The sequence below is a fragment of the Halomonas getboli genome (assembly GCF_023094245.1).
In the GTDB taxonomy this organism is placed as follows: Bacteria; Pseudomonadota; Gammaproteobacteria; order Pseudomonadales; family Halomonadaceae; genus Halomonas; species Halomonas getboli.
Map to the genome: position 1 here is coordinate 289,227 of NZ_JALMEW010000004.1, position 25,605 is coordinate 314,831.

The 25,605-nt window shown below is 70.9% G+C and carries 20 protein-coding genes; 8 read left to right on the forward strand and 12 right to left on the reverse strand.

Annotated elements, in window-relative coordinates; translation table 11 throughout:
• Window positions 1-90: 90 nt before the first annotated feature.
• Window positions 91-1,236: a GNAT family N-acetyltransferase gene (locus tag MYL53_RS10695; RefSeq protein ID WP_247853807.1), complete on the reverse strand. Its 1,146-nt coding sequence runs from the start codon at window positions 1,234-1,236 to the stop codon at window positions 91-93.
• A 225-nt stretch (window positions 1,237-1,461) separates the two neighbouring features.
• Between MYL53_RS10695 and edd the strand changes: the two genes are divergently transcribed.
• From edd to MYL53_RS10720, 5 genes are all read left to right on the forward strand, one after another.
• Complete coding sequence (edd, locus tag MYL53_RS10700; RefSeq protein ID WP_247853809.1) at window positions 1,462-3,348, forward strand: phosphogluconate dehydratase; 1,887 nt, start codon at window positions 1,462-1,464, stop codon at window positions 3,346-3,348.
• Between the two features lie 399 nt (window positions 3,349-3,747).
• Window positions 3,748-4,713: a glucokinase gene (gene glk / locus MYL53_RS10705; RefSeq protein WP_247853811.1), complete on the forward strand. Its 966-nt coding sequence runs from the start codon at window positions 3,748-3,750 to the stop codon at window positions 4,711-4,713.
• Between the two features lie 63 nt (window positions 4,714-4,776).
• A complete protein-coding gene (locus MYL53_RS10710; protein ID WP_247853813.1) occupies window positions 4,777-5,790 on the forward strand; it encodes a D-hexose-6-phosphate mutarotase in 1,014 nt (337 codons plus the stop codon).
• Window positions 5,787-6,662 (forward strand): aldo/keto reductase, encoded by an 876-nt coding sequence (locus tag MYL53_RS10715; RefSeq protein WP_247853814.1) that lies wholly within the window; start codon window positions 5,787-5,789, stop codon window positions 6,660-6,662. Before MYL53_RS10710 ends, MYL53_RS10715 begins: the two co-directional genes overlap by 4 nt.
• 31 nt (window positions 6,663-6,693) lie before the next feature.
• Window positions 6,694-7,650 carry a carbohydrate kinase family protein gene (locus MYL53_RS10720; protein ID WP_247853815.1) on the forward strand — a complete coding sequence of 319 codons (957 nt, stop codon included), beginning with the start codon at window positions 6,694-6,696 and terminating at the stop codon, window positions 7,648-7,650.
• A gap of 81 nt (window positions 7,651-7,731) precedes the next feature.
• On the opposite strand, the gene xylB is transcribed toward MYL53_RS10720, so the two are convergent.
• From xylB to cra, 11 genes are all read right to left on the reverse strand, one after another.
• Window positions 7,732-9,234: a xylulokinase gene (gene xylB, locus MYL53_RS10725; protein WP_247853816.1), complete on the reverse strand. Its 1,503-nt coding sequence runs from the start codon at window positions 9,232-9,234 to the stop codon at window positions 7,732-7,734.
• Between the two features lie 2 nt (window positions 9,235-9,236).
• Complete coding sequence (locus MYL53_RS10730) at window positions 9,237-10,718, reverse strand: mannitol dehydrogenase family protein (RefSeq protein ID WP_247853818.1); 1,482 nt, start codon at window positions 10,716-10,718, stop codon at window positions 9,237-9,239.
• A gap of 53 nt (window positions 10,719-10,771) precedes the next feature.
• The gene (locus MYL53_RS10735; protein WP_247853820.1) at window positions 10,772-11,404 is read right to left on the reverse strand and encodes a nucleoside triphosphate hydrolase; all 633 of its coding nucleotides are present in this window, start codon (window positions 11,402-11,404) and stop codon (window positions 10,772-10,774) included.
• 172 nt (window positions 11,405-11,576) lie between these two features.
• The gene (locus MYL53_RS10740) at window positions 11,577-12,353 is read right to left on the reverse strand and encodes an L-iditol 2-dehydrogenase (RefSeq protein ID WP_247853822.1); all 777 of its coding nucleotides are present in this window, start codon (window positions 12,351-12,353) and stop codon (window positions 11,577-11,579) included.
• 36 nt (window positions 12,354-12,389) lie between these two features.
• On the reverse strand, window positions 12,390-13,076 hold the full coding sequence (locus MYL53_RS10745) for an HAD family hydrolase (RefSeq protein WP_247853824.1): 687 nt from the start codon (window positions 13,074-13,076) through the stop codon (window positions 12,390-12,392).
• An 11-nt stretch (window positions 13,077-13,087) separates the two neighbouring features.
• A complete protein-coding gene (locus MYL53_RS10750; RefSeq protein WP_247853826.1) occupies window positions 13,088-14,233 on the reverse strand; it encodes an ABC transporter ATP-binding protein in 1,146 nt (381 codons plus the stop codon).
• A 14-nt stretch (window positions 14,234-14,247) separates the two neighbouring features.
• On the reverse strand, window positions 14,248-15,129 hold the full coding sequence (locus MYL53_RS10755; RefSeq protein WP_425591749.1) for a carbohydrate ABC transporter permease: 882 nt from the start codon (window positions 15,127-15,129) through the stop codon (window positions 14,248-14,250).
• 15 nt (window positions 15,130-15,144) lie between these two features.
• Window positions 15,145-16,035, reverse strand: coding sequence for a carbohydrate ABC transporter permease (locus tag MYL53_RS10760; RefSeq protein WP_247853827.1), 891 nt, complete (start codon window positions 16,033-16,035; stop codon window positions 15,145-15,147).
• Window positions 16,036-16,106: 71 nt separating this feature from the next.
• Window positions 16,107-17,420, reverse strand: a complete 1,314-nt coding sequence (locus MYL53_RS10765; RefSeq protein WP_247853829.1) for an ABC transporter substrate-binding protein — start codon at window positions 17,418-17,420, stop codon at window positions 16,107-16,109.
• A gap of 217 nt (window positions 17,421-17,637) precedes the next feature.
• On the reverse strand, window positions 17,638-18,600 hold the full coding sequence (locus tag MYL53_RS10770; protein ID WP_247853831.1) for a sugar-binding transcriptional regulator: 963 nt from the start codon (window positions 18,598-18,600) through the stop codon (window positions 17,638-17,640).
• An 81-nt stretch (window positions 18,601-18,681) separates the two neighbouring features.
• Window positions 18,682-19,689 carry a catabolite repressor/activator gene (gene cra / locus MYL53_RS10775; protein ID WP_247853833.1) on the reverse strand — a complete coding sequence of 336 codons (1,008 nt, stop codon included), beginning with the start codon at window positions 19,687-19,689 and terminating at the stop codon, window positions 18,682-18,684.
• Between the two features lie 216 nt (window positions 19,690-19,905).
• Here cra and ptsP point away from each other — a divergent pair, with 216 nt between their 5' ends.
• Genes ptsP through MYL53_RS10790 form a run of 3 tightly spaced genes read left to right on the forward strand, consistent with a single transcriptional unit; the run spans window position 19,906 to window position 25,522 of the window.
• Window positions 19,906-22,797, forward strand: coding sequence for a phosphoenolpyruvate--protein phosphotransferase (gene ptsP / locus MYL53_RS10780; protein WP_247853834.1), 2,892 nt, complete (start codon window positions 19,906-19,908; stop codon window positions 22,795-22,797).
• Window positions 22,797-23,771, forward strand: a complete 975-nt coding sequence (pfkB, locus tag MYL53_RS10785) for a 1-phosphofructokinase (protein ID WP_247853836.1) — start codon at window positions 22,797-22,799, stop codon at window positions 23,769-23,771. The genes ptsP and pfkB overlap by 1 nt, the downstream gene beginning before the upstream one ends.
• Complete coding sequence (locus tag MYL53_RS10790; RefSeq protein ID WP_247853838.1) at window positions 23,768-25,522, forward strand: PTS fructose-like transporter subunit IIB; 1,755 nt, start codon at window positions 23,768-23,770, stop codon at window positions 25,520-25,522. The genes pfkB and MYL53_RS10790 overlap by 4 nt, the downstream gene beginning before the upstream one ends.
• The last annotated feature ends 83 nt before the right edge of the window (window positions 25,523-25,605 follow it).

Here is a 25,605-nt window from a genome sequence, read left to right on the forward strand (position 1 = left end):
AAGAGGGTCCGTCACCAGGGAATTCAGGGCGCTAGTATGCCATCTTCCCCGGGCCGCCTCATCCATCAAAACCCCGCCATCTGACGGGCGTCAGGCACCGTCCTCGAGGCGAAACGGCAGCGCCCGCTCGGCGGCCGCGACGTAGGCCGCCACGTGCTCGGCCTCCTCGGCGCAGAAGCGCGCCACCCCGGCGCGCAGGCGCGGATCGGCGATATGGTGCAGCGAGGTCAGCCGCCGCGGCGCAAAGCCGCGGGCCAGCTTGTGCTCGCCCTGGGTGCCGGGATCGAAGCGAGTCAGCCCCCGGGCCAGGCAGTGTTCCAGGCCCTGGTAGTAGCAGGCCTCGAAGTGCAGGCCGTCGGCCTCGATCTCGCTGCCCCAGTAGCGGCCGTAGAGCGTGCGCCGGCCCTGCAGGCACAGCGCCGCGGCCACCGGCCGTCCCTCGAGACGCGCCTGGACCAGCACCAGCGCCTCGGGCATCTCGCGGCGCAGCCGGGCGAAGAAGTCGCGGTTGAGATAGCCCTGCTGGCCGCGCTCGAGATAGGTGATCTGATAGCAGCGATAGAAGTGTGCCAGATCGGCCTCGCCGATCGCCTCGCCCTCCAGCCGGCGCAGGGTCAGCCCCTGCTCGGCGACCCGGCGCCGCTCGCGGCGAATGGCCTTGCGCCGCTTGGAGGTCAGGGCGGCGAGGAAGCCGTCGAAGTCGCCGTAGCCGCGGTCCTGCCACTGGAACTGCACCCCGGCCCGGGCGATCAGCTCGGGCCGGGCCTCGCGCCAGGCGGCGACCTCGCCCTCCTCGGCGAACAGCAGGTGCCAGCTCGACAGCGTCGAGTCCTCCCAGCGCTCGGCCAGCAGGCGACGCGCCTCGAGCGGGTCGACGTCAGCGGCCAGCGCCAGCCGTGGCCCCGGGGCCGGAGTGAAGGGAATGGCGCTGAGCCCCTTAGGATAATAGCGTCCGCCGGCCCGCTCCCAGGCGTCGGCCCAGGCCCAGTCGAAGACATACTCGCCGTAGGAATGCTGCTTGTGATAGTACGGCAGCAGCCCGACCAGCGCCTCGCCGCGCCACAGCGTCAGGTGGCGAGGCGTCCAGCCGCTGTCGGCGCTCGCCGCGCCGCTGGCCTCAAGCGCGTGCAGGAACTCGTGGCGCAGGAAGGGGTGATCGTCGCCCACCAGGGCGTTCCAGGCCGCCGCCGGCACGTCGGCCACGGCGGACTGCTCGACGAGACGCAGTCGCTTCATGATTTCTCCCGGCCGGGCCGGCTGACGACGGCCGGCGCAACACCTACCCTTGATGACATCGCGAGGGGACACACTCTTGTACAGAGACAGGGGCGCCTCGACGCCCCTTGCATGGTAAGTTAATTACAACTATAGCCGTATACCCCGGTTCGCCCCCGACTTCTGGGCGATACTTTTGTTAAACTTACGAAAACGTTTCCTTCCCTTTCCTTGCCGAGGTGCCCCATGGCTCAAGCTTCCACGCCACTCAACGCCACCGTCCAGCAGGTCACCCAGCGCATCCGCGAGCGCAGCGCCGAGCGCCGCGCGCTCTACGAGCAGCGCATGGCCGACCAGCATCGTCGCGGCGTCCACCGCGGCGAGCTCTCCTGCGGCAACCTGGCCCACGGCTTCGCCGCCTGCGGCAGCCAGGACAAGGATTCGCTGAAGCTGATGAACGCGGCGAACCTGGGCATCATCTCCGCCTACAACGACATGCTCTCGGCCCACCAGCCGTTCGAGACCTTCCCCGAGACGATCAAGGCCGCGGCTCGCGACATGGGCTCCACCGCCCAGTTCGCCGGCGGCGTGCCGGCCATGTGCGACGGCGTCACCCAGGGCCAGCCGGGCATGGAACTGTCGCTGTTCTCCCGCGACGTGATCGCCATGGCCACCGCCGTGGGGCTGTCCCACAACATGTTCGACGCCGCGCTCTACCTCGGCGTGTGCGACAAGATCGTGCCGGGGCTGTTCATCGCTGCGGCGCGCTTCGGCCACCTGCCGGCCATGTTCGTGCCCGCCGGGCCGATGCCGAGCGGCCTGCCCAACAAGGAGAAGGCCCGCGTGCGCCAGCTGTTCGCCGAGGGCAAGGCCAGCCGCGACGACCTGCTGCAGGCGGAGTCCGAGTCCTACCACAGCCCGGGCACCTGCACCTTCTACGGCACCGCCAACTCCAACCAGCTGATGATGGAGATGATGGGCCTGCACCTGCCGGGCACCTCCTTCGTCAACCCGGGCACCGAGATGCGCGAGGCGCTGACCCGCTTCGCCACCGAGCAGGCGATCCGCAACACCGAACCCGGCGGCACCTATCGCCCCTTCTACCAGCAGATCGACGAGCGCGCCATCGTCAACGCCGTGGTCGGCCTGCTGGCCTCGGGCGGCTCCACCAACCACACCATGCACCTGGTGGCCATGGCGGCGGCAGCGGGCATCACCCTGACCTGGGACGACTTCACCGACCTCTCCGCAGTGACCCCAAGCCTGATGAAGGTCTACCCGAACGGCCAGGCGGACATCAACCACTTCCAGGCCGCCGGCGGCATGAGCTACCTGTTCCGCGAGCTGATCGGCGCCGGCCTGATCCACAGCGACATTCCCACCGCCTTCGGCACCGACATGACCGCCTACACCCAGGAGCCGTTCCTGGAAGACGGCAAGCTGGTGTGGCGCGAGGGCCCCGAGACCAGCCTCGACACCGAGGTGCTGCGCGGCGTGAATGAGCCCTTCGCCCCCACCGGCGGTCTCACCGTGCTCGACGGCAACCTGGGCCGCGGCGTGATAAAGGTCTCCGCGGTGGAGCAGGAGCATCGCGTGGTCGAGGCCCCGGCGCGCATCTTCGAGGACCAGAACGAGCTCAAGGCGGCCTTCGATGCCGGCGAGCTGGACCGCGACGTGGTCGCCGTGGTGCGTTTCCAGGGCCCCAAGGCCAACGGCATGCCCGAGCTGCATAAGCTGACGCCCTTCCTCGGCGTGCTGCAGGACCGCGGCCACAAGGTGGCGCTGGTCACCGACGGCCGCATGTCCGGCGCCTCCGGCAAGGTCCCGGCGGCGATCCACATCAGCCCCGAGGCGCTGGACGGCGGACCGCTGTCGAAACTGCGCGATGGTGATATCGTGCGCCTCGACGCCAACGCCGGCACCCTCGAAGCCAAGGTGGACGCCGCGACCTGGGCCGACCGCGAGCAGCGGGTGGCCGAGCTGGACCACTACCACGTCGGCCTCGGCCGCGAGCTGTTCGGCGGCTTCCGCCACCTGGCCATGCGCGGCGAGGAAGGCGCCGGGGTGTTCGGCGGCTTCGAGGCCGACGACCTGGCCCGCCAGGCCGGCCAGATCCACGACGAAGACGCCTGAGGCACCACCGGCGCCATCGGTGCGCACCGTTGTGACGCAGCGAGAAGCGCCGGGGACAGGTCGTAGAGGGGTTTTTGCCATGGGTGAGGCGAGTTTCGCCGAACGGGCTGGCCATGGATGGCCAGCACCGGCCCTGCAAGCGGAGCAGGATGCGAGAGCGCCGCAGGGCAAAAATAGCGCCCAGGGATGGGTTCACAGCGCCCCTCGCAGACCTGTCGACGGAACCGCTTCGAGCGTTACATGATCGGCCCCATTATCGGGAGTGGGGAACCAGGCCCCGCTCCCGCGACTGTTTGCAAGAGACGAATTAACGATGACCCGACCCGCACTGATCGGTGTGGCTATCGAGAGCGTGGCACCCGGCCCGGCTGGCGTGACTGATTGAGAGACGAATTAACGATGACCCGACCCGCACTGATCGGCGATATCGGTGGCACCAACGCCCGCTTCGCCCTGGTGACCCCGGGGGCCTTCGCGCCCCACGACATCCTGAGCCTGCCCTGCGCCGACTATCCCGGCCTGGTCGAGGCCATCCGCGACTACCTGGAACGGGTCGGCGCCACGGGCGATGCCGCCCCGCGCGAGGCCTGCCTGGCCTTCGCCTGCCCGACCCACGGCGAGCGGATCAAGATGACCAACAACCCCTGGTCGTTCACCCGCGCCGAGGTGAAGGACGCCCTGGGGCTCGAGCTGTTCAAGCCGATCAACGACTTCACCGCCCAGGCCCTGGGCGTGCCCCACGTGGCCGATGACGAACTGGTCGAGATCCAGCCCGGAGTCACGATGCCCCACGCCGCCCGGCTGGTGATCGGTCCCGGCACCGGGCTCGGCGTGGCCGGCGTCTTCCCCGGCCGCCACGCCTGGATTCCACTGCCCGCCGAGGGCGGCCACGTGACCTTCGCCCCCACCGACGAGCGCGAACACAACCTGCTGCGCCACTTCCGCAACCGCTACGGCCGCATCTCCGTGGAGCGGCTGCTGTGCGGCCAGGGGCTGCTCGATCTCTACCTGGCGCACTGCTCGCTGAAGGGCGCCAACCCGCGCTACGCCACCCCCGCCGACGTCACCGAGGCGGCCGGCGAAGACCCCATCGCCCGTGATACCCTGCTGCGCTTTCTGAAGATCCTCGGCGACGTCAGCGGCGATGCCGCGCTCACTCTCGGCGCCCGGGGCGGGGTCTACCTGTGCGGCGGCATCCTGCCGCGGCTGCTCGACTGGCTGCCGCGGAGCCGCTTCCGCGAGGCCTTCGCCGACAAGGGCCGCATGCACGGCTACAACGCCGACATTCCGGTCAAGGTGGTCACCGCCCCCTGGACGGGGCTGCTGGGCGCCGCCGAGGCCCTGCACAACGAAGAGGTCGAGTAACTCGACGGAAGAGGCCGAACACGTCGACGCCGAGGCGTCGATCGGCCCGATGGAGGAGATCGCATGATTCCCGCATCCCTGCGCGCCCTGCTGGACGCCACCGATGGACAGCGCCGCGCCGAATGGGCCGGCCGCGAGGTGTGGCTGGCCAACGAAGCCTGGGGTGAGCTCGTGGTGTCGCTTCAGGGCGCCCAGGTGCTTCACTTTTTACCAGTGTCGCCCGAAGACGCGACCGCTGAAGGCTCTGCTTCCGCGCCCGATGCCGCGCGAGCCACGGGCGCTTCTGTGTCGCCCGAGGACGCGACAGCCGCAGGCGCGGACGCTACGAGCGGCGAAGGCGAGGAAGCGCTGGTGGCCGGCGGCTGGCTTTGGGTCACGCCCACGCCCCAGGCGCTGCCCGGCGCCATCCGCGGTGGCATTCCGCTGTGCTGGCCGTGGTTCGCCGACGAGAACACCGCCGACGAGTCCGAGGACCGTTCCGGTCCGATGCACGGCCCGGCGCGCAAGGCCGACTGGCGCCTCGACGCCGTGGACGAGCACGAGGAAGGCATCGAGCTGCACCTATCGCCGCTGGAGCGCCTGCACTCCCAGCTGGTGCCGCGGGCGGTGATCCAGGCCAACGCCAACCGCCTGCACGTGGAGCTGATCACCGAGCACCGCGGCGAGACCCCGGTGAAGATCACCGGCGCCCTGCACAGCTACCTGGCGGTGAATGACGCCCGGGCCTGCCGCGTCGAGGGGCTGGCCGGCGCCCGCTACCTGGACAAGCTCGCCGACTTCGCCGAGCGCGAGCAGCAGGGCGAGCTGGGCGTGCGCGGCGGCCTCGACCGCATCTACCACACCAACGCCGAGCTCACGCTCGACGACGGCCAGCGCCGGCTGCGCATCGCCCGCCAGGGCAGCGACTCCGCCGTGGTCTGGCACCCCGGCGACGAACGCCCGGCCGACACCTCCGAGGCCGCCGGCCGGCGATTCCTGTGCGTCGAGTCCGCCAACACCCGGCTCGATCCGGTGTGGCTGGTGCCCGGTGCCCAGCACCTGCTGGGCACGACCCTCTCGCTCGAGACAGACGCATGAGCCCCACTTCGATCTTCGACGTGCCCTTCGCGCTGGGCATGATGAACCTGCACCAGGCGCCGGCCCTGCACGCCCCCGACGCCCTCGCCGACTGGATCGAGGCGCGCCTCGACCAGGGCCTGCACTGGTTCGACCATGCCGACATCTACGGCAACCGCGCCGGCGAGCGGCTGTTCGGCGACGCGCTGCGCGCCCGCCCCGGGCTCGCCCGCCGGGTGCGGGTGGTGACCAAGACCGATATCGTCACGCCCGAGCGCGACGCCTCGCCATTCGCCGTCAAGCACTACGACAGCTCGCCGGCCTACGTGACCCGAGCCATCGACGCCTCCCTCGAACGGCTGGGCGTGGAGCGCCTGGACCACTTCCTGCTGCATCGCCCCGACCCGCTGATGGACGCCGAGGCCACCGGCCGCGCCCTGGACGACGCCATCGCCGCCGGCAAGATCGGCGCCGCCGGTGTCTCCAATTTCCTGCCGGAGGCCTGGCGCCGGCTGCAGGCCGGCATGCATGAGCGCCTGTCGGCCCACCAGCTGCAGCTGTCGCTCGACCATAGCGCGCCGCTGTTCGACGGCCTCTACGATGCCGTGATCGGCGACGGCCAGGCCCCCATGGCCTGGTCGCCGCTGGGCGGCGGCCGAGCGCTGGATGGCCCCGCGGCCCCGCTGCTGCGCGCCCAGGCCGAGGCCCACGGCGTCAGCCCCGCCGGACTGGCCCTGGCCTGGCTGCGCGCCCTGCCCGGGCGGCCACTGCCGGTGATCGGCAGCCTCAAGCCCGAGCGCATCGAGACGCTGTACCGGGACGCCTCGCTCGAGCTGTCGCGTCCGGCCTGGTTCGCCCTGCTCGAGGCCGCTCGCGGCCACGAGGTGGCCTGAGCCCGCCCCCTTCATCACAAGGACCCCCACCATGCTGCCCGTTATCGCCTTCGGTGAAGCCCTCGTCGACATGCTCTCCAGCCGCCTGGGCGACGCCGACGACCGCGCGCCTGAGACCTTCACGCCCTATGCCGGCGGGGCCCCGGCCAACGTCGCCGTGGCCTGCGCACGCCTCGGCGTGCCCAGCCGCTTCCTCGGCATGCTCGGCGACGACCACTTCGGCGACTTCCTGGCCGCCGAGCTCTCGGCGCAGGGCGTCGACGTCTCCGGCGTGACGCGCACCCGCGAGGCACGCACCGCGCTGGCCTTCGTCTCCCGCGACGCCGACGGCGAGCGCACCTTCGACTTCTACCGGCCGCCCGCCGCCGACCTGCTCTATCGCCTGGAGCACCTGCCGGCCGGGGTGTTCGCCGAACCGGCGATCCTGCACCTGTGCAGCAACAGCCTGACCGACCCGGAGATCGCCGAGACCACCCTGGCGATGGCCGAGATGGCGGCCCGGGCCGGCTGCCTGGTCAGCGTCGACGCCAACCTGCGCCACAACCTCTGGGCCGAGGGCCGCGCCGACAGCGCCCTGGTCACCCGGCTGCTCGACTGCGCCGACCTGCTCAAGCTGTCCCGCGAGGAAGTGGACGACCTGCGCGGCGATCATCCCGAAGACGACTGGCTGGCCGAACGCCTGGCGGCCGGCGTCAAGCTGGCGGTGATCACCGACGGCGGCGGCCCGGTGCGCGCCCTCGGCGCCGGACTGTCGCTGGCGGTCGCCCCGCCGAAGGTCGCTCCCGTCGATACCACGGCGGGAGGAGACGCCTTTATCGGCGGGCTGCTGGCCGGCCTGTCCGAACGGGGCTTCGCCGAAGGCTGGCACCAGGACGCCGAACGCCTGGAAGATGCCCTGGCCTTCGCCTGCCGCTGCGGCGCCCACGCCGTGACCCGCCCAGGCAGCTACGTCGCCCTGCCCACCCGGGACGATCTCGCCTCGGTCTGAGCGCCCCCGGACGCGACGACGCCCGATGACGGTTTTCGTCATCGGGCGTCGTTCGTTGGGGAGCCGAGGCAATGCGCGGGATCAGGCCATCACGCCGTGATGGTCGGCCAGCGCCCGGCGATAGCGCGCATAGACCGCTTCGTAGGCCGCGACGCGCTCGGCGTCGGGCGACGCCCGGGAGCTCTCGTCGAGATGCACCAGCCGGACGCAGAGCGCCTCCAGCGAGGCCTCGGGCGTCTTGTCGTCGCGGCCGCCCTCACACCAGGCCGCCTGGACCGCCGCGCCCAGGGCGGCGGCATCGGTGACCGCGGGGCAAATCACCGGGGTGCCGAGGATGTCGGCGACCATCTGCCGCCACACCGCACTCTTCGCCCCGCCGCCGATCAGGCGAATCTCGCTGGCCTGTCGAGCCAGCCCGCCGAGCCGCTCGAGGCCGTACCGCAGGCCGAAGGTCGCGCCCTCGACCACCGCCCGACACAGGTTGGCCTGGGTAGCGTTGACGCCGGTCAGCCCCAGGAAGCTGCCGGTGGCCAGCGGCAGCGGCGGGACCCGCTCGCCATTGAAGAACGGCAGCACCGTAACGCCCTCGGCGCCGATCGGCGCGGCGGCGAGCCGCTCGCCGAAGGCCGCCAGGTCGAGGCCAAACAGCTCGCGTACCCGGGTGGTGGCGGAGGTCACGTTCATGGTGCAGATCAGCGGCAGCCAGCCGCCGTGGCTGGCGCAGAAGTTGGCCACCTGGGCGTCGTCGGGCAGCACCGGCTCGGGCGAGTAGGCGCACACCGTGCCCGAGGTGCCGAGGCTCAGGGTCACCAGCCCCGGGCGAATATTGCCGGTGCCGATGGCGCCCAGCATGTTGTCGCCGCCCCCGCTTGCGACCACGACACCCTCGGCCAGCCCCAGCTCACGGGCCAGCGCGGGCCTCACCGTGCCGGCCGGCTCGCGGGACTCGATCAGCCGCGGCAGCACCCGCTGCGGGTCGAGCTCGGGGGCGATCTCGGCCAGCACGTCCTCACGCCAGCGCCGCGCACGGGTATCGAAGTAGCCGGTGCCCGAGGCGTCGCCGGCCTCGGCGACCCGCTCGCCGGTGAGCCAGAAGTTGAGATAGTCGTGGGGCAGCAGCAGGGTGGAGATGCGCCGATAGGCCTCGGGATGCCGCTCGCGCAGCCAGGCCAGCTTGGAGGCGGTATAGCCGGTCTGCAGCACCAGCCCCAGTCGGTCAAGGCAGCCGGCCTCACCGCCCAGGCGATCGACCAGGGAGGCGTTGTGCTCGGCGGTCTCGGTGTCGCACCACAGCTTGGCCGGATAGACCGGCTCGCCCGCGGCGTCCAGGGCCACCAGCCCGTGCTGCTGGCCGGAGACGCCGATGGCGCGAATCGCGCCGGCATCGATGCCGGCGCCGGCCACTGCGTCATGGAAGGCGCCGCGAAAGGCCTCGATCCAGTCGGCGGGGTCCTGCTCCCGGCGCCCGCCCTCCCCGGCGTCCAGCCGATGGGGGCGGCTCGCCTCGCCGAGGATTCGCCCGCCGTCGATATCGACCACCACCACCTTGGTGCTCTGGGTGCCACAGTCCACGCCGATGTACATCGTCAGCCCTCTCGCTCTGCCAGGGCCTCGAGGGTGGCGCGTGCGCCGTGGCGATGCAAGCGCTCCAGCGCCCACAGGTAGGCCTCGCGGAAGCGTGCCTGCTCGGCCAGGTCGCCGAACAGCTCGCGGTTGTCGATAAAGGCAGTCGGGGCATCATGCTGCCGGCCGGCAATGGACATCAGCTCGTCCTTGAGGCGGTCGACCACCTCGATCGGCTCGCCGGCCTCGTCGACGCCCTCGGCGTAGCGCGCCCAGCTGGCCACCACGGCCGCGGCACGATGCAGCTCGCCGCCGCGGGCGAGCTGCTCGCGAATCACCGGCAGCAGCCACTTGGGGATGCGGTCCGAGCTCTCGGCGCAGAGGCGGGCCAGGGTGTCCTTGACCTCGGGATTGGCGAAGCGCTCGATCAGTGTGCGGCGATAGGCGTCCAGGTCAACGCCGGGCAGCGGCGCCAGGGTCGGCGTCGCCTCGTGCGTCATGTAGCCGAGCAGGAAGTCGACGAACAGCGGATCGGCGCAGGCCTCGTGGGCATAGCGGTAGCCGGCCAGATAGCCGAAATAGCACAGCGCCTGGTGGCTGGCGTTGAGCAGCCGCAGCTTCATCAGCTCATAGGGCTCGACGTCCTCGACCACCTGCACGCCGACCGCCTCGAAGGCCGGGCGGCCCGCGGCGAAGCGATCCTCGAGCACCCACTGGGTGAAGGGCTCGCAGACCACCGGCCAGGCGTCCTCGACCCCGAAGCGCACGGCCAGCTCATCGATGTCGTCGGCGGTGGTCACCGGGGTGATGCGATCGACCATGGAGTTGGGGAACGGCACCTCGGCCTCGATCCAGGCGGCGAGCTCGGCGTCCCGGGCCCGGGCGAAGGCGGTGAACATGCGATGCGCCACCTCCCCGTTGCCCTGGATGTTGTCGCAGGACATCACCGTGAAGGGGCCGAGACCGCGCTGGCGGCGCCGCGCCAGCGCCTCGGTGATCAGCCCGAAGCTGGTGCGCGACGCGGCCGGCTCGGCCAGGTCGTGGCGCACGTCGGGGTTGTCGAGATCGAACTCGCCCGTCACCGGATGGAAGTTGTAGCCGCCCTCGGTGACCGTCAGCGAGACGATGCGGATCGCCGGGTCGGCCATCAGTTCGATCACCGCCTCGGGGTCGTCCGAGGCATAGCGATAGTCGATCATCGAGCCGATCACCCGCGGTGCGTACCGGCCATCGGGGTGCTTGACCACCAGGGTATAGAGATGGTTCTGGGAGGCCAGCGCCTGCTGCATGCGCCGGTCGCCGGGCATCACCCCGACGCCGACGATGCCCCAGTCCAGCGCCTGACCGCGGCTCATCAGCTCGTCGAGGTACATGGCCTGGTGAGCGCGATGGAAGCCGCCCACCCCGAAGTGGACGATACCGGCGCTCACGGCGGCACGGTCATAGGCCGGCGTGGCTACCCGGTCATCCAGCCGGTCGAGATGATCAGTGGCGAGTCGTGTCATGAAGGAGGCTCCTGCCGCGTGGTGCGGTCGAATCAGAGTAGAGTGAGCGACGGTCAATCGCCGGCGGACCAGTGCAGATCGGCGGTCACCGACGCGGTCTTGATCAGCCGGGCATTGAGCATGTCCTTGTGGCGAGTGCGTTCGAGGGCGCCGGCCGGGTCCTGGCCCATCTCCCGCCAGCGCTGGATCAGACGCGCCTCGAGCAGCTCGTCGGGCACCTCGAGGAACAGCGTCATGTCGAACAGCTCGCGCAGTGCGGGCCAGGGGCCCTGGTCGAGCAGCAGGTAGTTGCCCTCGACGATCACCAGGCGATGCTCGGGGGCGATCAGCCGGCCGCCGGCCCGCGCCAGGTCCAGCGGCCGGTCGAACACCGGCACCGCGACGGGGCGGTCGGCGCAGCGGATGCGCTCGAGGTCGTGGCGCAGCCCGTCGCAGTCGAAGGTCTCCGGCGCGCCCTTGACGGGCACCAGCCCCCGGGGCTCGAGCACGGCGTTGTCGTAGTGGTAGCCGTCCATCGGCACCACCGCGGCGCTGCCGGGCCGGCGGGCATTGAGCTCGCGGCACAGCCAGCCCGAGAGGAACGACTTGCCGGCGGCCGGCGGCCCGGCCAGAGCGACGATGAAGCGCCGACTCTCCCCCGCCGCCGCCAGCACCCGCTCGGCTACCTCATGGATATTCGGATTCATTTGCTGTTTCCCGACTTCAAGACGCAGGCATCAGGCGAGTTCGAAAAGGCAGCGAGCGAAGACCAGACAAGGCAAAAATCGACGAAAAAGCGGAGTTTACGGTTCTGTAAATGAGCAATTTGAGTCGATTTTTAACGCCGTATGGTCGAGCGCAGCCAGTTTTCGAATACGCCTAGCTCATCCAGTTGCCACCGTCGACATTGAGCGTCTGCGCCACCACGTAATCGCTGTCGTCGCTGGCCAGGAACACCGCGGCGCCGGCATGATCCTCCGGCCGGCCCATGCGGCCGTAGGGCACCGCCTCGCCGACGAGGCGCTTCTTCTCGCCCAGCGGACGCTGCTCGTAGCGGGCGAACAGCGCATCGACCTCGTCCCACATCGGGGTGTCGACCACGCCCGGGGCGATGCCGTTGACATTGATGCTGTGCTCGATCAGCGCCAGGCCGCAGGACTGGGTCAGGCTGATCATCGCCGACTTGGAGGCGCAGTACATGCTGACCAGCGGCTCGCCTCGGCGGCCGGCCTGGGAGGCCATGTTGATGATCTTGCCGCCCCGGCCGCGGTCGACCATCGCCTGGGCCACCGCCTGCAGAGTGAAGAAGGCGCCCTTGACGTTGACCGCGAACTGCCGGTCGTAGCTGGCCTCGGTAACCTCGAGCACCGGCGCCATGTCGAACACCGCGGCGTTGTTGACCAGGATGTCGATGCCGCCGAAGTGGCCGACGACCTCCTCGACCATGGCGTCGATGGAGGCTCGGTCGCAGACGTCCAGGCGGATGCCGCGCACCCGCTCGCCGCCGTCCAGGGCGGCCACGGCGGCGTCGATGGCCGCCGCGTCGATGTCGGCCACCACCACCCGGGCACCCTCGGCGAGATAGCGTTCGGCGATGGCCAGGCCGATCCCCCTTGCGCCGCCGGTGATCACGGCGACCCTGTCGTTGAGTTTCATGTGTGCTCCTCGATGAAAATGCCCGGAGGCGACGCCTCAGCCGCCCGCGGCCGGCCGGCGCGCCTCGCGCCAGTACCGGACCTGGGCGACCAGCTCGTCCATGTGCGCGATGATGTGCCAGGCCCCGGCCTCGCTCAGGCGCCCGGCCTGGCCCGGCGAGACGTGGCTGGCGCCGACGAAACCGATCACCGTCATGCCGGCGCGGTGAGCGGCGATGACGCCGGAGACGCTGTCCTCGACCGCCAGGCAGTCTTCCGGAGCCCGTCCGAGTCGCGCGGCAGCGTGGCGATAGACCGCCGGGTCCGGCTTGGGCCTTTCCACCTGGTCGGCGGTGAAGATCGGCACCTCGCCCAGCCGCGCCGCGAGCCCGGTGGTCTCGAGCGACGCCAACACCCGCTGGCGACGACTGTTGGAGACCACCGCCAGCGGCAGGTCCAGCGCGGCGATGGCCTCGGCGACTCCGTCGATGGCGCGCAGTTCGTCGGCCAGGCGCGCCTCGATCTCGTCGTCGAGGCGGCCCAGGGCGCCGACCGGCAGGCGATGGGCACTCAGCCCTTCGAGGTGGGCGAGGATATCGGCCGTGGTCATGCCCAGCGCCTGGGCCAGCACCGCCTCCACCTCGACGTCCGGCAGCCAGGCACCGAGCCGCTGGATCAGCGTAGCCTCGGCGATGGTCTCGCTGTCGACCAGCACGCCATCGCAGTCGAAGATCAGGGTCTCCATCGACATGCTCCTCACTCGCTGCCGGCGTCCGAGGCCAGGCGGTTGTCCTGGCGCTTCAGCCCGGCCAGCGGATGCGCCTCGAGGCTCGGCAGGGCCAGGCCATCGGCGGCGAACAGATGGGCGCGGCCGGGTTCGAAACCGAAGCGCACCTCGTCGCGCACCCGGTGGGCGACGTCACCGTCGGCCATGATCGTCACCGTCTGCTCGCCCATCGCCACGTAGAGCGAGGTCTGGCCGCCCAGGCGTTCGAGCACCTGGATCTCGCCGCGCAGCGGCCCCTGGTCGTCGAGCACCAGGTGCTCGGGGCGGATGCCGAGCTCCAGGGCGGTGCCCGGCGAGACGCCCTCCCCGGCCACCGGCACCCGGGCGACATCGCCACCGGGCAGACGCACGCTGACGCCCTCGGCACCGGCCTCGGTGGCTTCCACGGGCAGGAAGTTCATCTTGGGCGAACCGATGAAGCCGGCCACGAAGCGGTTGCGGGGATGGTGATAGAGCTCCATCGGCGAGCCCACCTGCTCGACCACGCCGCCCTGCAGCACCACGATCTTGTCGGCCATGGTCATGGCCTCGATCTGGTCGTGGGTGACGTAGATCATGGTGGCGTCGAGCTCTTCATGGAGTCGCGCCAGCTCGATGCGCATCTGCACCCGCAGCGCCGCATCGAGGTTGGAAAGCGGCTCGTCGAACAGGAAGATGCTCGGGTTGCGCACGATGGCGCGGCCGATCGCCACGCGCTGGCGCTGGCCGCCCGAGAGCGCCTTGGGCTTGCGGTCCAGCAGCGGCTCGAGCTGCAGGATGCGGGCCGCCTCCAGCACCTTCTGGCGGCGCTCGGCCTTGGGCACGCCGGCCAGGCGCAGGCTGAAGCCCATGTTGTCCTCGACGGTCATGTGCGGATAGAGCGCGTAGCTCTGGAACACCATGGCCAGGCCGCGATCGGCGGGGCCCACCTCGTTGACGCGCTGGCCGTCGATGACGATGTCGCCGGAGGTGGCGTTCTCGAGCCCGGCGATCATCCGCATCAGGGTCGACTTGCCGCAGCCCGAGGGGCCGACGAAGACCACGAACTCGCGGTCGTTGACCTCGAGGTCGACGCCCTTGATGACGTCGGTCTCGCCGAAGCTCTTAGTGATCTGCTTGAGTTGGAGCGTGGACATCAGGGGAATCCTCGTTATTTGACGGCGCCGAAGGTCAGGCCGCGAACCATCTGTTTCTGGGTGAGCCATCCAAAGACCAAGATCGGCGCGATAGCCATGGTCGAGGCGGCGGAGAGCTTGGCCCAGAACAGGCCCTCGGGGCTCGAGAAGGAGGCGATGTAGGCGGTCAGCGGTGCCGCCTGGGAGGAGGTCAGGTTGAGGCTCCAGAAGGCCTCGTTCCAGCTCAGGATCACCGCCAGCAGCCCGGTGGAGGCGATGCCCGGCAGGGTCAGCGGCAGCAGCAGATACCACACCTCCTGCAGGGTGCCGGCGCCGTCCATGCGACCGGCCTCGAGGATGTCCCTGGGCAGGTCCTTGAAGAAGGTGTAGAGCATCCACACCACGATCGGCAGGTTCATCAGGGTATAGACGATGACCAGCCCGGTACGGGTATCGAGCAGGCCGAAGTCGCGGAACAGCAGGTAGATCGGCACCAGCACCCCCACCGGCGGCAGCATCTTGGTCGACAGCATCCACAGCAGGGTGCCCTTGGTGCGCTTGGTCGGCAGAAAGGCCATGGCGTAGGCCGAGGGAATGGCGATCACGAGCGCCAGCAGGGTCGAGCCGAAGGACACCACCACGCTGTTCAGCGCGAAGTGGAGATAGTCGGCGCGGCTCTGCACCTCGGCATAGCTGTCCAGGGTCGGCGAGAAGATCAGGCTGGGATCGGCGATCGCCTCGGCCTCGGTCTTGAAGCCGGTCAGCACCATCCAGAAGATCGGGAAGAAGATTACTCCGGCGACCGTCCAGCCGAGCACGGTCAGCCACAGGCGGCGGCTGCTCAGGGCCCCGAAGCGCGGGCCGTTCGCTGCCCGGGTCGCGCCGGCGGCGCTCATCGATTGGGTTTTCGTCGTCATGTGGGCGCTCCCGCGTCAGTTGTCCAGGTTCCTGGCCACCATGCGGACCAGGAAGACGGCGACGATGTTGGCCAGCACGATCGCCACCACGCCGCCGGCGGAGGCCATGCCGACGTCGAAGTCGAGCAGCGCGCGAATGTAGATCAGGTAGGCCAGGTTGGTGGTGGCCAGCCCCGGGCCGCCCGAGGTGGTGACGAATATCTCGGCGAAGATGGTCAGCAGGAAGATCATCTCGATCATGATCACCACGCTGATCGCCCGCTTGAGGTGCGGCAGGGTGATGAAGAAGAAGATCGCGATCGGTCCGGCGCCGTCCATGCGCGCCGCCTCGACCTGGTCATCGTCCAGCGACTGCATGGCGGTAAGCAGGATCAGCAGCGCGAAGGGCAGCCACTGCCAGCCGACGATGATCACGATCGAGGTCAGCGGCAGCGACGAGAACCAGTCCACCGCCGGCAGGCCCAGCGACTCGGCCAGCCAGGCCAGCACGCCGTTGGCCGGGTGCATCATCATGTTCTTCCAGATCAGGGCGCTGACCGTGGGCATGACGAAGAACGGCGAGATGGCCAGCACCCGGGCGATGCCGCGGCCCAGGAACTCCTGCTGGAACAGCACCGCCAGCAGGGTGCCGCCGACTACGGTGATCGCCAGCACCCAGCCGACCAGCAGCAGCGTGGTGCCGATGGCCGACCACAGCGCCGGGTCGGTGAACAGGTATTCGTAGTTCTCGAGGCCGGCGAAGCCGGTCATGCCCGGCATCAGCAGGTTGTAGCGCTGCAGCGAGAACCACACGGTCATCGCCAGCGGCACGATCATCCACAGAAACAGCAGAGACACGGCCGGCGCCTGCAGCAAGAGGGTGCGCAGCCCTCCGACCGTGCGTCCGGAGGCTCGGGTCTTGTTCATGGTCTACCCCAGGGAAAAGCGGAAGGTGGGCAACGAACGGCCGGCGCGTTGCCCCGGCCGGTCCGCACGGCTCAGTCGAAGTAGCCGGCGCGTTCCATGGTGCGACGGGTGGCGCGCTGGGCGGCCTGCAGGGCCTGCTCGATCGTGGTCTCGCCGGTCAGCGCCGAGGCCACCATCTGGCCGACCTGGGTGCCGACCGACTGGAACTCGGGAATGCCCACGAACTGCACGCCGACGTAGGGGTTCGGTTCCAGGCTCGAATCCCGCGGATCGGCGCCCTGAATGGCGTCGAGCACGAAGCCGGCGAACGGCGCGGCCTGTTGATACTCGGGATTCTCGTAGGTGGAAACGCGGGTTCCGGGCGGCACGCTGGTCCAGCCTTCACGCTCGCCGACCAGCTCGACGTAGTCCTGCGACGTCGCCCAGGTGATGAACTCACGGGCAGCGTCCTTGGCATCTGACGAGGCGGGAATCGCCAGCGCCCAGGACCACAGCCAGTGCGAGCCCTTGGGCGTCTCGGCTACCGGCGCCGGGGCGAAGCCCAGCTGGTCGGCCACGGTCGATTCCTCGGGGTTGTAGAGCTTGCCCGCCGCCGAGGTGGCATCGACCCACATGGCGCAGTTGCCGCGCGAGAACAGCGCCAGGTTCTCGTTGAATCCGTTGGAGCTGGCCCCGGGCGGGCCGTAGCTGTCGAGCAGGTCGACGTAGAAGGAGATCGCCTCCTGCCAGGCCGGCGAGTCGATCTGCGGCTCCCAGTCCATGTCGAACCAGCGACCGCCGAAGGTGTTCACCAGGGTCGAGACGAAGGCCATGTTCTCGCCCCAGCCCGGCTTGCCGCGCAAGCAAATGCCGTAGGTCTCGTTGTCCGGGTCGTTGAGTTCGGCGGCCCAGTCATGGACCTGCTGCCAGGTCGGCTGCTCGGGCATCTCGATGCCGGCCTGCTCGAACAGGTCCTTGCGGTAGTAGAGCATCGAGCTCTCGGCATAGAACGGCAGGGCGTTGAGGACGCCGTCGTCGTCGCTCAGCCCGTCGCGCACCGACTTCAGCAGATCGTCGGCCTGATAGGACGCGGGCAGGTCGTCGAGCGGCGTCAGCCAGCCGCGCTCGGCCCAGATCGGTACCTCGTAGGTGCCGATGGTCATCACGTCGAACTGGCCGCCACCGGTGGCGATATCGGTGGTCATGCGCTGGCGCAGCACGTTCTCCTCGAGCACCACCCAGTCCAGGGTGATGTCCGGATGAGACTGCTCGAAGGCATCGCTCAGGCTCTGCATGATCACCATGTCGTTGTTGTTGACGGTGGCCACAGTGATCGTCTCGGCCTGGGCCGCGGTGGCCGCCAGGGCGGCCACGCCGGCAAGGGGAAAGGCGCGTGAAAGGGGCATGGCTGGCTCCTCTGATGAGGGACTTGTGTTGTTATGGACTCGCGATGCCGTTTTGATCATTAAAATCATCGCGTGATCAAATGATCGAATAGTGCCCCGAAAAAAGCAAAGACACGCGGCTTAGACTTTAGGGCAAGGGCGCGCCGAACACCGTCGACGACGTCGAGCGGCGGCGCGGAAACACACGGGAGGGAAGCGCGACGGCGATGCCGTTGCGCTAGCGAGAGGCCATCTCGCTCTCGACGATGTAGCGGGCGGCGTGCTCGTCGGTGACCAGGCCCTTGAGCCAGCCGCCGCGCAGCGCGGCGAGGATCGCGGGCCCCTTGTCGCGCCCGCCGGCCAGCGCCACCAGGGTCTGCTCGCGGAACATCTCCAGCGGCAGGCTGGTGACCCGGCGGCTGGTGGAGCAGTCGACCAGCTCGCCCCGGGCGTTCATCGGCCAGCCGAGCAACTCGCCGACCGCACCGCCGGAGATCAGCTCGTCGAGCTCGGCCTCGCTGATGAAGTGGTCCTGGAACAGGGTCGCGCGACGATCGATGCGCCCCACGCCCACGAAGGCGGCCTCGGCCTGCCGGGCCACCTCGGTGATGGCCTTGAACAGCGTCTGCTCGCGCAGCGCCTCCTTCTCGGACACCGAGCCGGCGACCACCGGCGCGGGTAGCAGGAACCGCTCGCCGCCGGTCTTGTCGGCCAGGATCATCACGCCGTCATAGCGGTTGGCCGAGCCGTCGCGGGCCACGTTGCCGACCAGCGACACGAAGCGATGCTGGGGGCGGTCGATGCGGCTGAGCGCCTCCACCGTGGCACGCACCGAGCGCCCGGTCCCCAGCGACAGGGTCAGCGGCTCGCTGCGGTCGATATAGCGGGCCAGGCGCTCGGCGGCGGCCACCGCCAGGTAGCGCGCTCCGCCGTCGCCCGGCTCGGCGTCGGCGGGCGCCACGTCGCAGAACGCCAGGCCGAAGCGGTCGCGGATCGCCTCGGCCAGGGCCATGCAGTGGGCGATCGGGTGGTCGACATGGACCTTGACCAGCCCCTCCTGACGGGCCAGCGCCAGCAGCCGCTGGACCCCGGGTCGCGAGACCCCCAGCTGGGCGGCGATCTCGTCCTGGGTACGGCCGCCAACATAGGACAGCCAGGCCGCTCGCGCGGCCTGATCCAGCTTTACCTCGAACTTGTCCACCACTCGACACTTCCCGCTCGGCATTGATCAACGGCGATCATCGCAAGCCTGTGCCGCCGGTACAATGGCGCCCGGAGCGCCTCAGCGGGCCGCGCCCTGCCCCCCTGCCCCCGCGCGCCAGCGCATCCGCCGCGGCACCGCCCGCCGCCCCGGGGCACACTCGCCCCGGGCCGCGGCCAGCGCGCTGTCCAGCGTCGCTTCGGCCATGCGGTCGTGATCCTGCTCGGCGGAGTTGACCGCCACCGGCAGGAACTCCAGCAGCCGGCTGTCGCCAAAGGTCGCCAGGCGCAGCGATGCCGGCAGCCCGCCGGCCTCGAGCAGGGTGTCGAGCACGCCGTCGAACAGCGAATAGGACGCCGTGACCAGCGCGTCCGGCAGGCCGTGCTCGTCGATGACCCGACGCATCAGCCGCGCGCCCTCGGCGCGATCGTAGCGCTCGCCGGACAGCACCAGGGCCGCCGCCTCGCGCCCGGCCAGCGCCCGCTGGAAACCGCTGCGCCGCTCCTGAGTGATCGACAGCCAGGGCACCGCATCCAGCCACACCACCCGCGACATCTCGGGCGACAGCACCGAGGCGGCGAGCCGCTCGGCGGCCTCGGCGTCGTTGCTGACCACGCTGGCGAAGCGCTCGGCGTCGAAGCCGCGGTCGACGGCCACCACCGGCAGCCCCTCGGTCTGCAGCTCGGCGTAGAAGGGATCGTCCATGGGCAGGCTGCTGGCGGTGATCAGCACCTCGCAGCGCCGCGCGCGCAGCGCCAGCGCCAGGTCGCGCTCGACCTCCGGCCGGTCGTCGGAGCCGGCGATCAGCAGCTGGTAGCCCGCCTCCCGGGCGCCCCGCTCCAGCCGCTTGGCCAGCCGCGCGTAGGTCACGTTCTCCAGGTCGGGCACGATCAGCCCCAGGGTGCGGCTGGAGCCGCGGCGCAGCGCCGCCGCCTGGGGATCGACCCGATAGCGATGGTGTTCGACCACCGCCATCACCCGGTCGACGGTGTCCTGGCTGATGCGTCGTTTCTCGGCCTGGCCGTTGATGACATAGCTGGCCGTGGTGCGCGATACCCCGGCCAGTCGAGCGATTTCCGCGAGCGTCATGGATCCCCCCTGAACTGGACGTGGCATTCTACGCGGGAGCGCCGCGCCACCATCCCCTGCCAAAGTCGTAGGCGTTAAGACTTGCCAAGCCGGATCAAGCATTCCAGCATTCGTCCTATCGAAGGTGACACGATTCACCTTACCCGCACAAGCCACCGCTACGCCCCGGGAACCATGGAATGGCCCGGCGTCGCCCCCGACGAACCGGAGACATCGATGTTGACCCTACGCCAGGATGACGTCCTGCTCGGCTGCCGGGCCGAGCACTGGCGCGATGCGCTGGATCAGGCCGCCGAATCGCTGCACGCCGCCGGGCTGGTCGCCCCCGAGTATCGCGACGGCCTCCACGCCCGGGAGGCGCAGTCCTCGACCTTCCTCGGCAACGCCATCGCCATCCCCCACGGCACCCCGGAGAGCCGCGAGCACGTGCGCGCCACCGGCGTGCGCGTGCTGCAGTTCCCCGAGGGCATCGAGTGGCACGACGGCCAACGCGTCCACGTGCTGGTGACCATCGCCGCCCAGAGCGACGAGCACCTGGACATCCTGCGCCAGCTGACCCACGTGCTCGACCAGGACGGCATCGCCGAGCGCCTGGCCGGCGCCGAGCGCGCCGCCGAGATCGCCGAGCTGCTGTCGAAGGCGGTGGTCGAGGCCCGGCTGGACGCCGACACCCTGTGCCTCGGCTTCCCCGCCCGCGACCATCACGAGCTGGCGCTGGCCGGCGCCGCCCGGCTGCGCCAGGCCGATTGCGTCGACGCCGCCTTCGTCGCCGCCGTGGCCGAGGCCGCCCCGCGCGCCCTGGGCCGCGGCCTGTGGCTGGTAACCAGCGACCGCGGCGTCGGCGTGCCGGCGCTGGCGCTGGCGACCCCGGCCGAGCCGCTGCAGGCCGATGGCGCCCCGGTGCAGGGCGTGTTCTGCCTGGCGGCCCAGGGCCAGGCCCACCGCGGCCTGCTCGAGCGCATCCTGGCGCTGCTCGAGAGCGACGCCCCCGAGACCCTGCACCGGCTCGACGCCGACGCCCTGCTGGCGCGGCTGGCCGGCGAGTCTGCCGCCGCCAGCCAGCGCCTGGCCACGGTGCTCAACGCCCACGGCCTGCACGCCCGCCCGGCCAAGCAGCTGGTCCAGGTCGCCCGCGCCCAGGGCACCGCGGTCCGCGTCCGCCTGGCCGAGGGCGGCAGCGAGGCCGTCTCGGCCGCCAGCCTGACCAAGGTCATCAACCTCGGCGCCCGCCGCGGCCAGCAGCTGATCTTCACCGCCGAGGGCGACACCGCCGAGGCCGCCCTGGACGCGATCTGCCGGGCCGTGGAGGACGGCCTCGGCGAGCACGTCGAGCCCTTCGACGCCTACCGCGAGCCGGTGGCCACGGAGCCGGAAAACGCCCCGGCGCTGGAGCCGCTGGCCGACGACGTCGCCCACCCGGCGGTGGCCGCCTCGCCGGGCCTGGCCATCGCCCCGGCCTTCGTGCTGACCACGCCGAGCTTCGACTATCCGGCCCGCGCCGCCGACCCGGCCGCCGAGCGTCGCCGCCTGAGTGAGGCCATCCGCGAGGGCGGCGAGCAGCTCGAGGCGCTGATCCAGCACGCCCGCGGCGGCGAGGTCTCGCAGATCCTGTCGATGCACGAGGAGATGCTCGGCGACCCGGAACTCCACCAGGCCGCCCGCGAGGGCATCGACGAGGGCGCCTCCGCCGAGGCCGCCTGGTGGGAGGCCATCGACACCGCCGCCCAGGCCCAGGAGCGCCTGGCCGACAAGCTGCTCGCCGAGCGCGCCGCCGACCTGCGCGACGTCGGCCGCCGGGTGCTGGGCATCCTGTGCCGGGTCGAGCTGCCCGAACCGCCGGATCATCCCTACATCCTGGTCACCGACGACATCGGCCCGTCCGACGTGGCGCGCCTCGACACCAGCCGCGTGCGCGGCCTGCTGACCGCCCGCGGCGGCGCCACCGCCCACAGCGCCATCCTGGCCCGGGCGCTGGGCATCCCCGCCGTGGTCGGCGCCGGCGAGCGCATCCTGCTGCTCGACAATGGCACCGAGCTGATCCTCGACGGCGAGCGCGGCCGGGTGACCCCGGCTCCCGCCGCCGAGCGCCGCCAGGCCGCCGAGCAGCGCCTGGAAGAGCGCCGCCGCCGCGAGGCCGAGGCCTGGGAGGCCCGCTTCGAGCCGGCCCGGACCCGCGACGGCCATCGCGTCGAAGTGGCCTCGAACCTCGGCAACACCGCCCACGCCGCCGATGCCGTGGAGCGCGGCGCCGAGGGCGTCGGCCTGCTGCGCACCGAGTTCGTGTTCATGGCCCACGCCTCGCTGCCGGACCTCGAGACCCAGATCGGCGAATACCGCGAGGCCCTCGACGCCCTCGACGGCCGCCCGCTGGTGGCCCGCACCCTGGACGTGGGCGGCGACAAGCCGCTGCCCTACTGGCCGGTGCCCCAGGAGAGCAACCCCTTCCTCGGCCTGCGCGGCATCCGCCTGGCGCTGACCCGACCCGAGGTGCTCGAGACCCAGCTCCGCGCGCTGCTGATGGCCGCCGCGCCCTCGGCCGAGCCGAAGCGCGACGCCCGGCCGCTGCGCATCATGCTGCCGATGGTCAAGGACGTGGCCGAGTTCCGCGCCGCCCGCGCCATCCTCGACCGGCTGCTCGCGGAGCTGCCGGTCGGCGAGCGCAGCGACGACGTCCAGCTCGGGGTGATGATCGAGGTGCCCTCCAGCGCCCTGCTGGCGCCGACCCTGGCCGCCGAGGTCGACTTCTTCTCGGTCGGCACCAACGACCTGACCCAGTACACCCTGGCCATCGACCGTGACCATCCCGAGCTCTCGGCCCAGGCCGACGGCCTGCACCCGTCGGTGCTGCGACTGATCGAGATGACCGTGGCCGCGGCCCACGCCGAGGGCAAGTGGGTCGGGGTGTGCGGCGAGCTGGCCAGCGACGCCACCGCGGTGCCGGTGCTGGTCGGCCTCGGCGTCGACGAGCTCTCGGTCAGCGCCCGCCAGGTGCCGCTGGTCAAGGCCCGGCTGCGCGAGTTCGACCTCGACGAGGCCCGCGGCCAGGCCGCGCTGGCGCTGGCCCAGGCCACCGGCGAGGCGGTCCGCGACGCCCTGGAGGCCCGCTGATGGCTCGCCTGCTGACCCTGACCCTGAACCCCGCGCTGGACCTCTCGGTGTCGCTGGAGCGCCTGGCCCCCGGCGAGGTCAACCGCACCAGCGCCACCCATCTGGAAGCCGCCGGCAAGGGCGTCAACGTGGCCCGAGTGCTGTCGGCCCTCGGCCACGACGTCTGCGTCTCGGGCTTCCTCGGCGCCGACAACGACGGCCCCTTCCTGCGCGCCTTCGAGGCCGCGGGGCTCGAGGACGCCTTCCTGCGCGTGCCCGGCGAGACCCGCATCAACGCCAAGCTGGCCGAGGCCAACGGCCGGGTCACCGACGTCAACGGCCCGGGGCCGACCATCGACGATGCCGCCTGGCAGGCCCTGCTCGACCGGCTCGAGACGCTGGCCGCCGATGACGCCCGCCGTCCCGAGGCGGTGGTGATCGCCGGCAGCCTGCCGCCCGGCGTCACGCCCGAGGCGCTGGCCGAGCTGATCGCGCGGCTGCGCGGCGCCGGCCTGCCGGTGTGGGTCGATACCAGCGGCCCGGCCCTCGAGGCCGCCATCGCCGCCGGCCCCAGCGCGGTCAAGCCCAACGAGCAGGAGCTCGCCGCCTGGGCCGGCACGTCCCTCGACAGCGAGACCGCACGCCTGGCGGCCGCCCGCCGCCTGCATGCGGCCGGCATCGAGGAGGCCGTGATCTCCGCCGGCGCCGAGGGCGTGCTGTGGGTCAGCCGCCGCGGCGCCTGGCAGGCGCTGCCGCCGGCCATGACGGTGGCCAGCACCGTGTGCGCCGGCGACACCCTGCTGGCCGCGCTGCTGCACGGCGTGCTCGAGGGCCACGCGCCCGACGAGGCGCTGCGCCTGGCCACCGCGCTGTCCGCCGAGGCGGTCCGCCATGTCGGCGTGGGCGATGCCCGCGCCACCGATTTCCCGTCACTCCAACAACAGACGCGCGTCCACCGCCTTGGCGGCGACGACGCCGGGGGAGCCCTCGCATGAACGCCATCCTCATCACCGCCTGCCCCAGCGGCATGGCCACCACCTTCCTCGCCGCCCGGCGCCTCGAGCAGGCCGCCGAGCGGCTGGGCTGGCAGACCACCGTGGAGATGCACGGCGAGCTTGCGCCGGTGCAGCCGGTCTCCGCCGAGGCCATCGACGCCGCCGATCTCGTCATCGTGGCCGCCGACCACGTGCCGGATCCGCAGCGCTTCAAGGGCAAGCCGCTGTTCCGCGCGACCATCGACCAGGCGCTGCCCGACCCGGGCGGCTTCCTCGAGCGCGCCCGGCGCGAGGCCGAGGCCTTCGTGCCCGGCGGCGAGACCCATGCCACACCGGCGCCCGAGACCGGCGCGCCCGGCGCGAGGCCGATCGTCGCCGTCACCGCCTGCCCCACCGGGGTCGCGCATACCTTCATGGCGGCGGAGGCCCTGGCCGAGGCCGGCAAGGCGCTGGGCCATCCCATCCGCGTCGAGACCCAGGGCTCGGTAGGCGCCCAGGACCAGCTGACCGACGCGGAAATCCGCGACGCCGAGGTGGTGATCCTGGCCTGCGACATCGAGGTCGACCCGACCCGCTTCGCCGGCAAGCGGATCTATCGCACCTCCACCGGCAGCGCGCTGAAGCAGCCGAAGCCGACCATCGAGGCGGCGCTGGCCGAGGCCGCGGTGGAGGACGGCAGCGCCCCGGCGACAGGAAGCGGCGAGACCAGGAAGAGCCTCAAGGAGAAGGGCGTCTACAAGCACCTGCTGACCGGGGTGTCCTTCATGCTGCCGATGGTGGTGGCCGGGGGCCTGCTGATCGCGCTGTCGTTCGTGTTCGGCATCGAGGCGTTCAAGGAGGAAGGCACCCTGCCCGCGGCGCTGATGCAGATCGGCGGCGGCACGGCCTTCGCGCTGATGGTGCCGGTGCTGGCCGGCTACATCGCCTACTCCATCGCCGACCGCCCCGGCATCGCCCCGGGCATGATCGGCGGCATGCTGGCCTCCAACATCGGCGCCGGCTTCATCGGCGGCATCCTGGCCGGCTTTCTCGCCGGCTACGTGGCCAAGGCGGTGACCCGCTACGTCAAGCTGCCGGCCAGCGTCGAGTCGCTCAAGCCGATCCTGATCATTCCGCTGGTGGCGAGCCTGGTGACCGGCCTTGTGATGATCTACATCGTCGGCGAGCCGGTGGCGGCGATCCTCTCCGGATTGACCACCTTCCTCGAGAACATGGGCTCCACCAACGCCCTGCTGCTGGGCGGACTGCTGGGCGCCATGATGTGCTTCGACATGGGCGGCCCGGTCAACAAGGCCGCCTATACCTTCGGCGTCGGCCTGCTGGCCTCCGAGACCTATGCGCCCATGGCGGCGATCATGGCCGCGGGCATGGTGCCGGCGATCGGCATGGGCATCTCGAGCTTCGTCGCCAAGTCGAAGTTCTCCGAACCGGAGCGCGAGGCCGGCAAGGCCTCCTTCGTGCTCGGGCTGTGCTTCATCAGCGAGGGGGCGATTCCCTTCGCCGCCAAGGACCCGCTGCGGGTGATCCCGGTCAGCATGGTCGGCGGCGCGGTGACCGGGGCCATGTCGATGCTGTTCGGCGCCAAGCTGATGGCGCCCCACGGCGGCATCTTCGTGCTGCTGATCCCCAACGCCATCACGCCGGTGATCGGCTACCTGATCGCGATCCTGGCCGGCAGCCTGATCACCGGCCTGGGCTATGCGGCGCTCAAGCGTGGCGACCAAGCGGTGGCGGTCGAGGCCGGCGCCTGACGCCCGGCTGATACAACGCCCGCACTTCCACCTTCAGAATGACGGACGCCCCCGACAGGCCGCTGAACGGCCTGTCGGGGGCG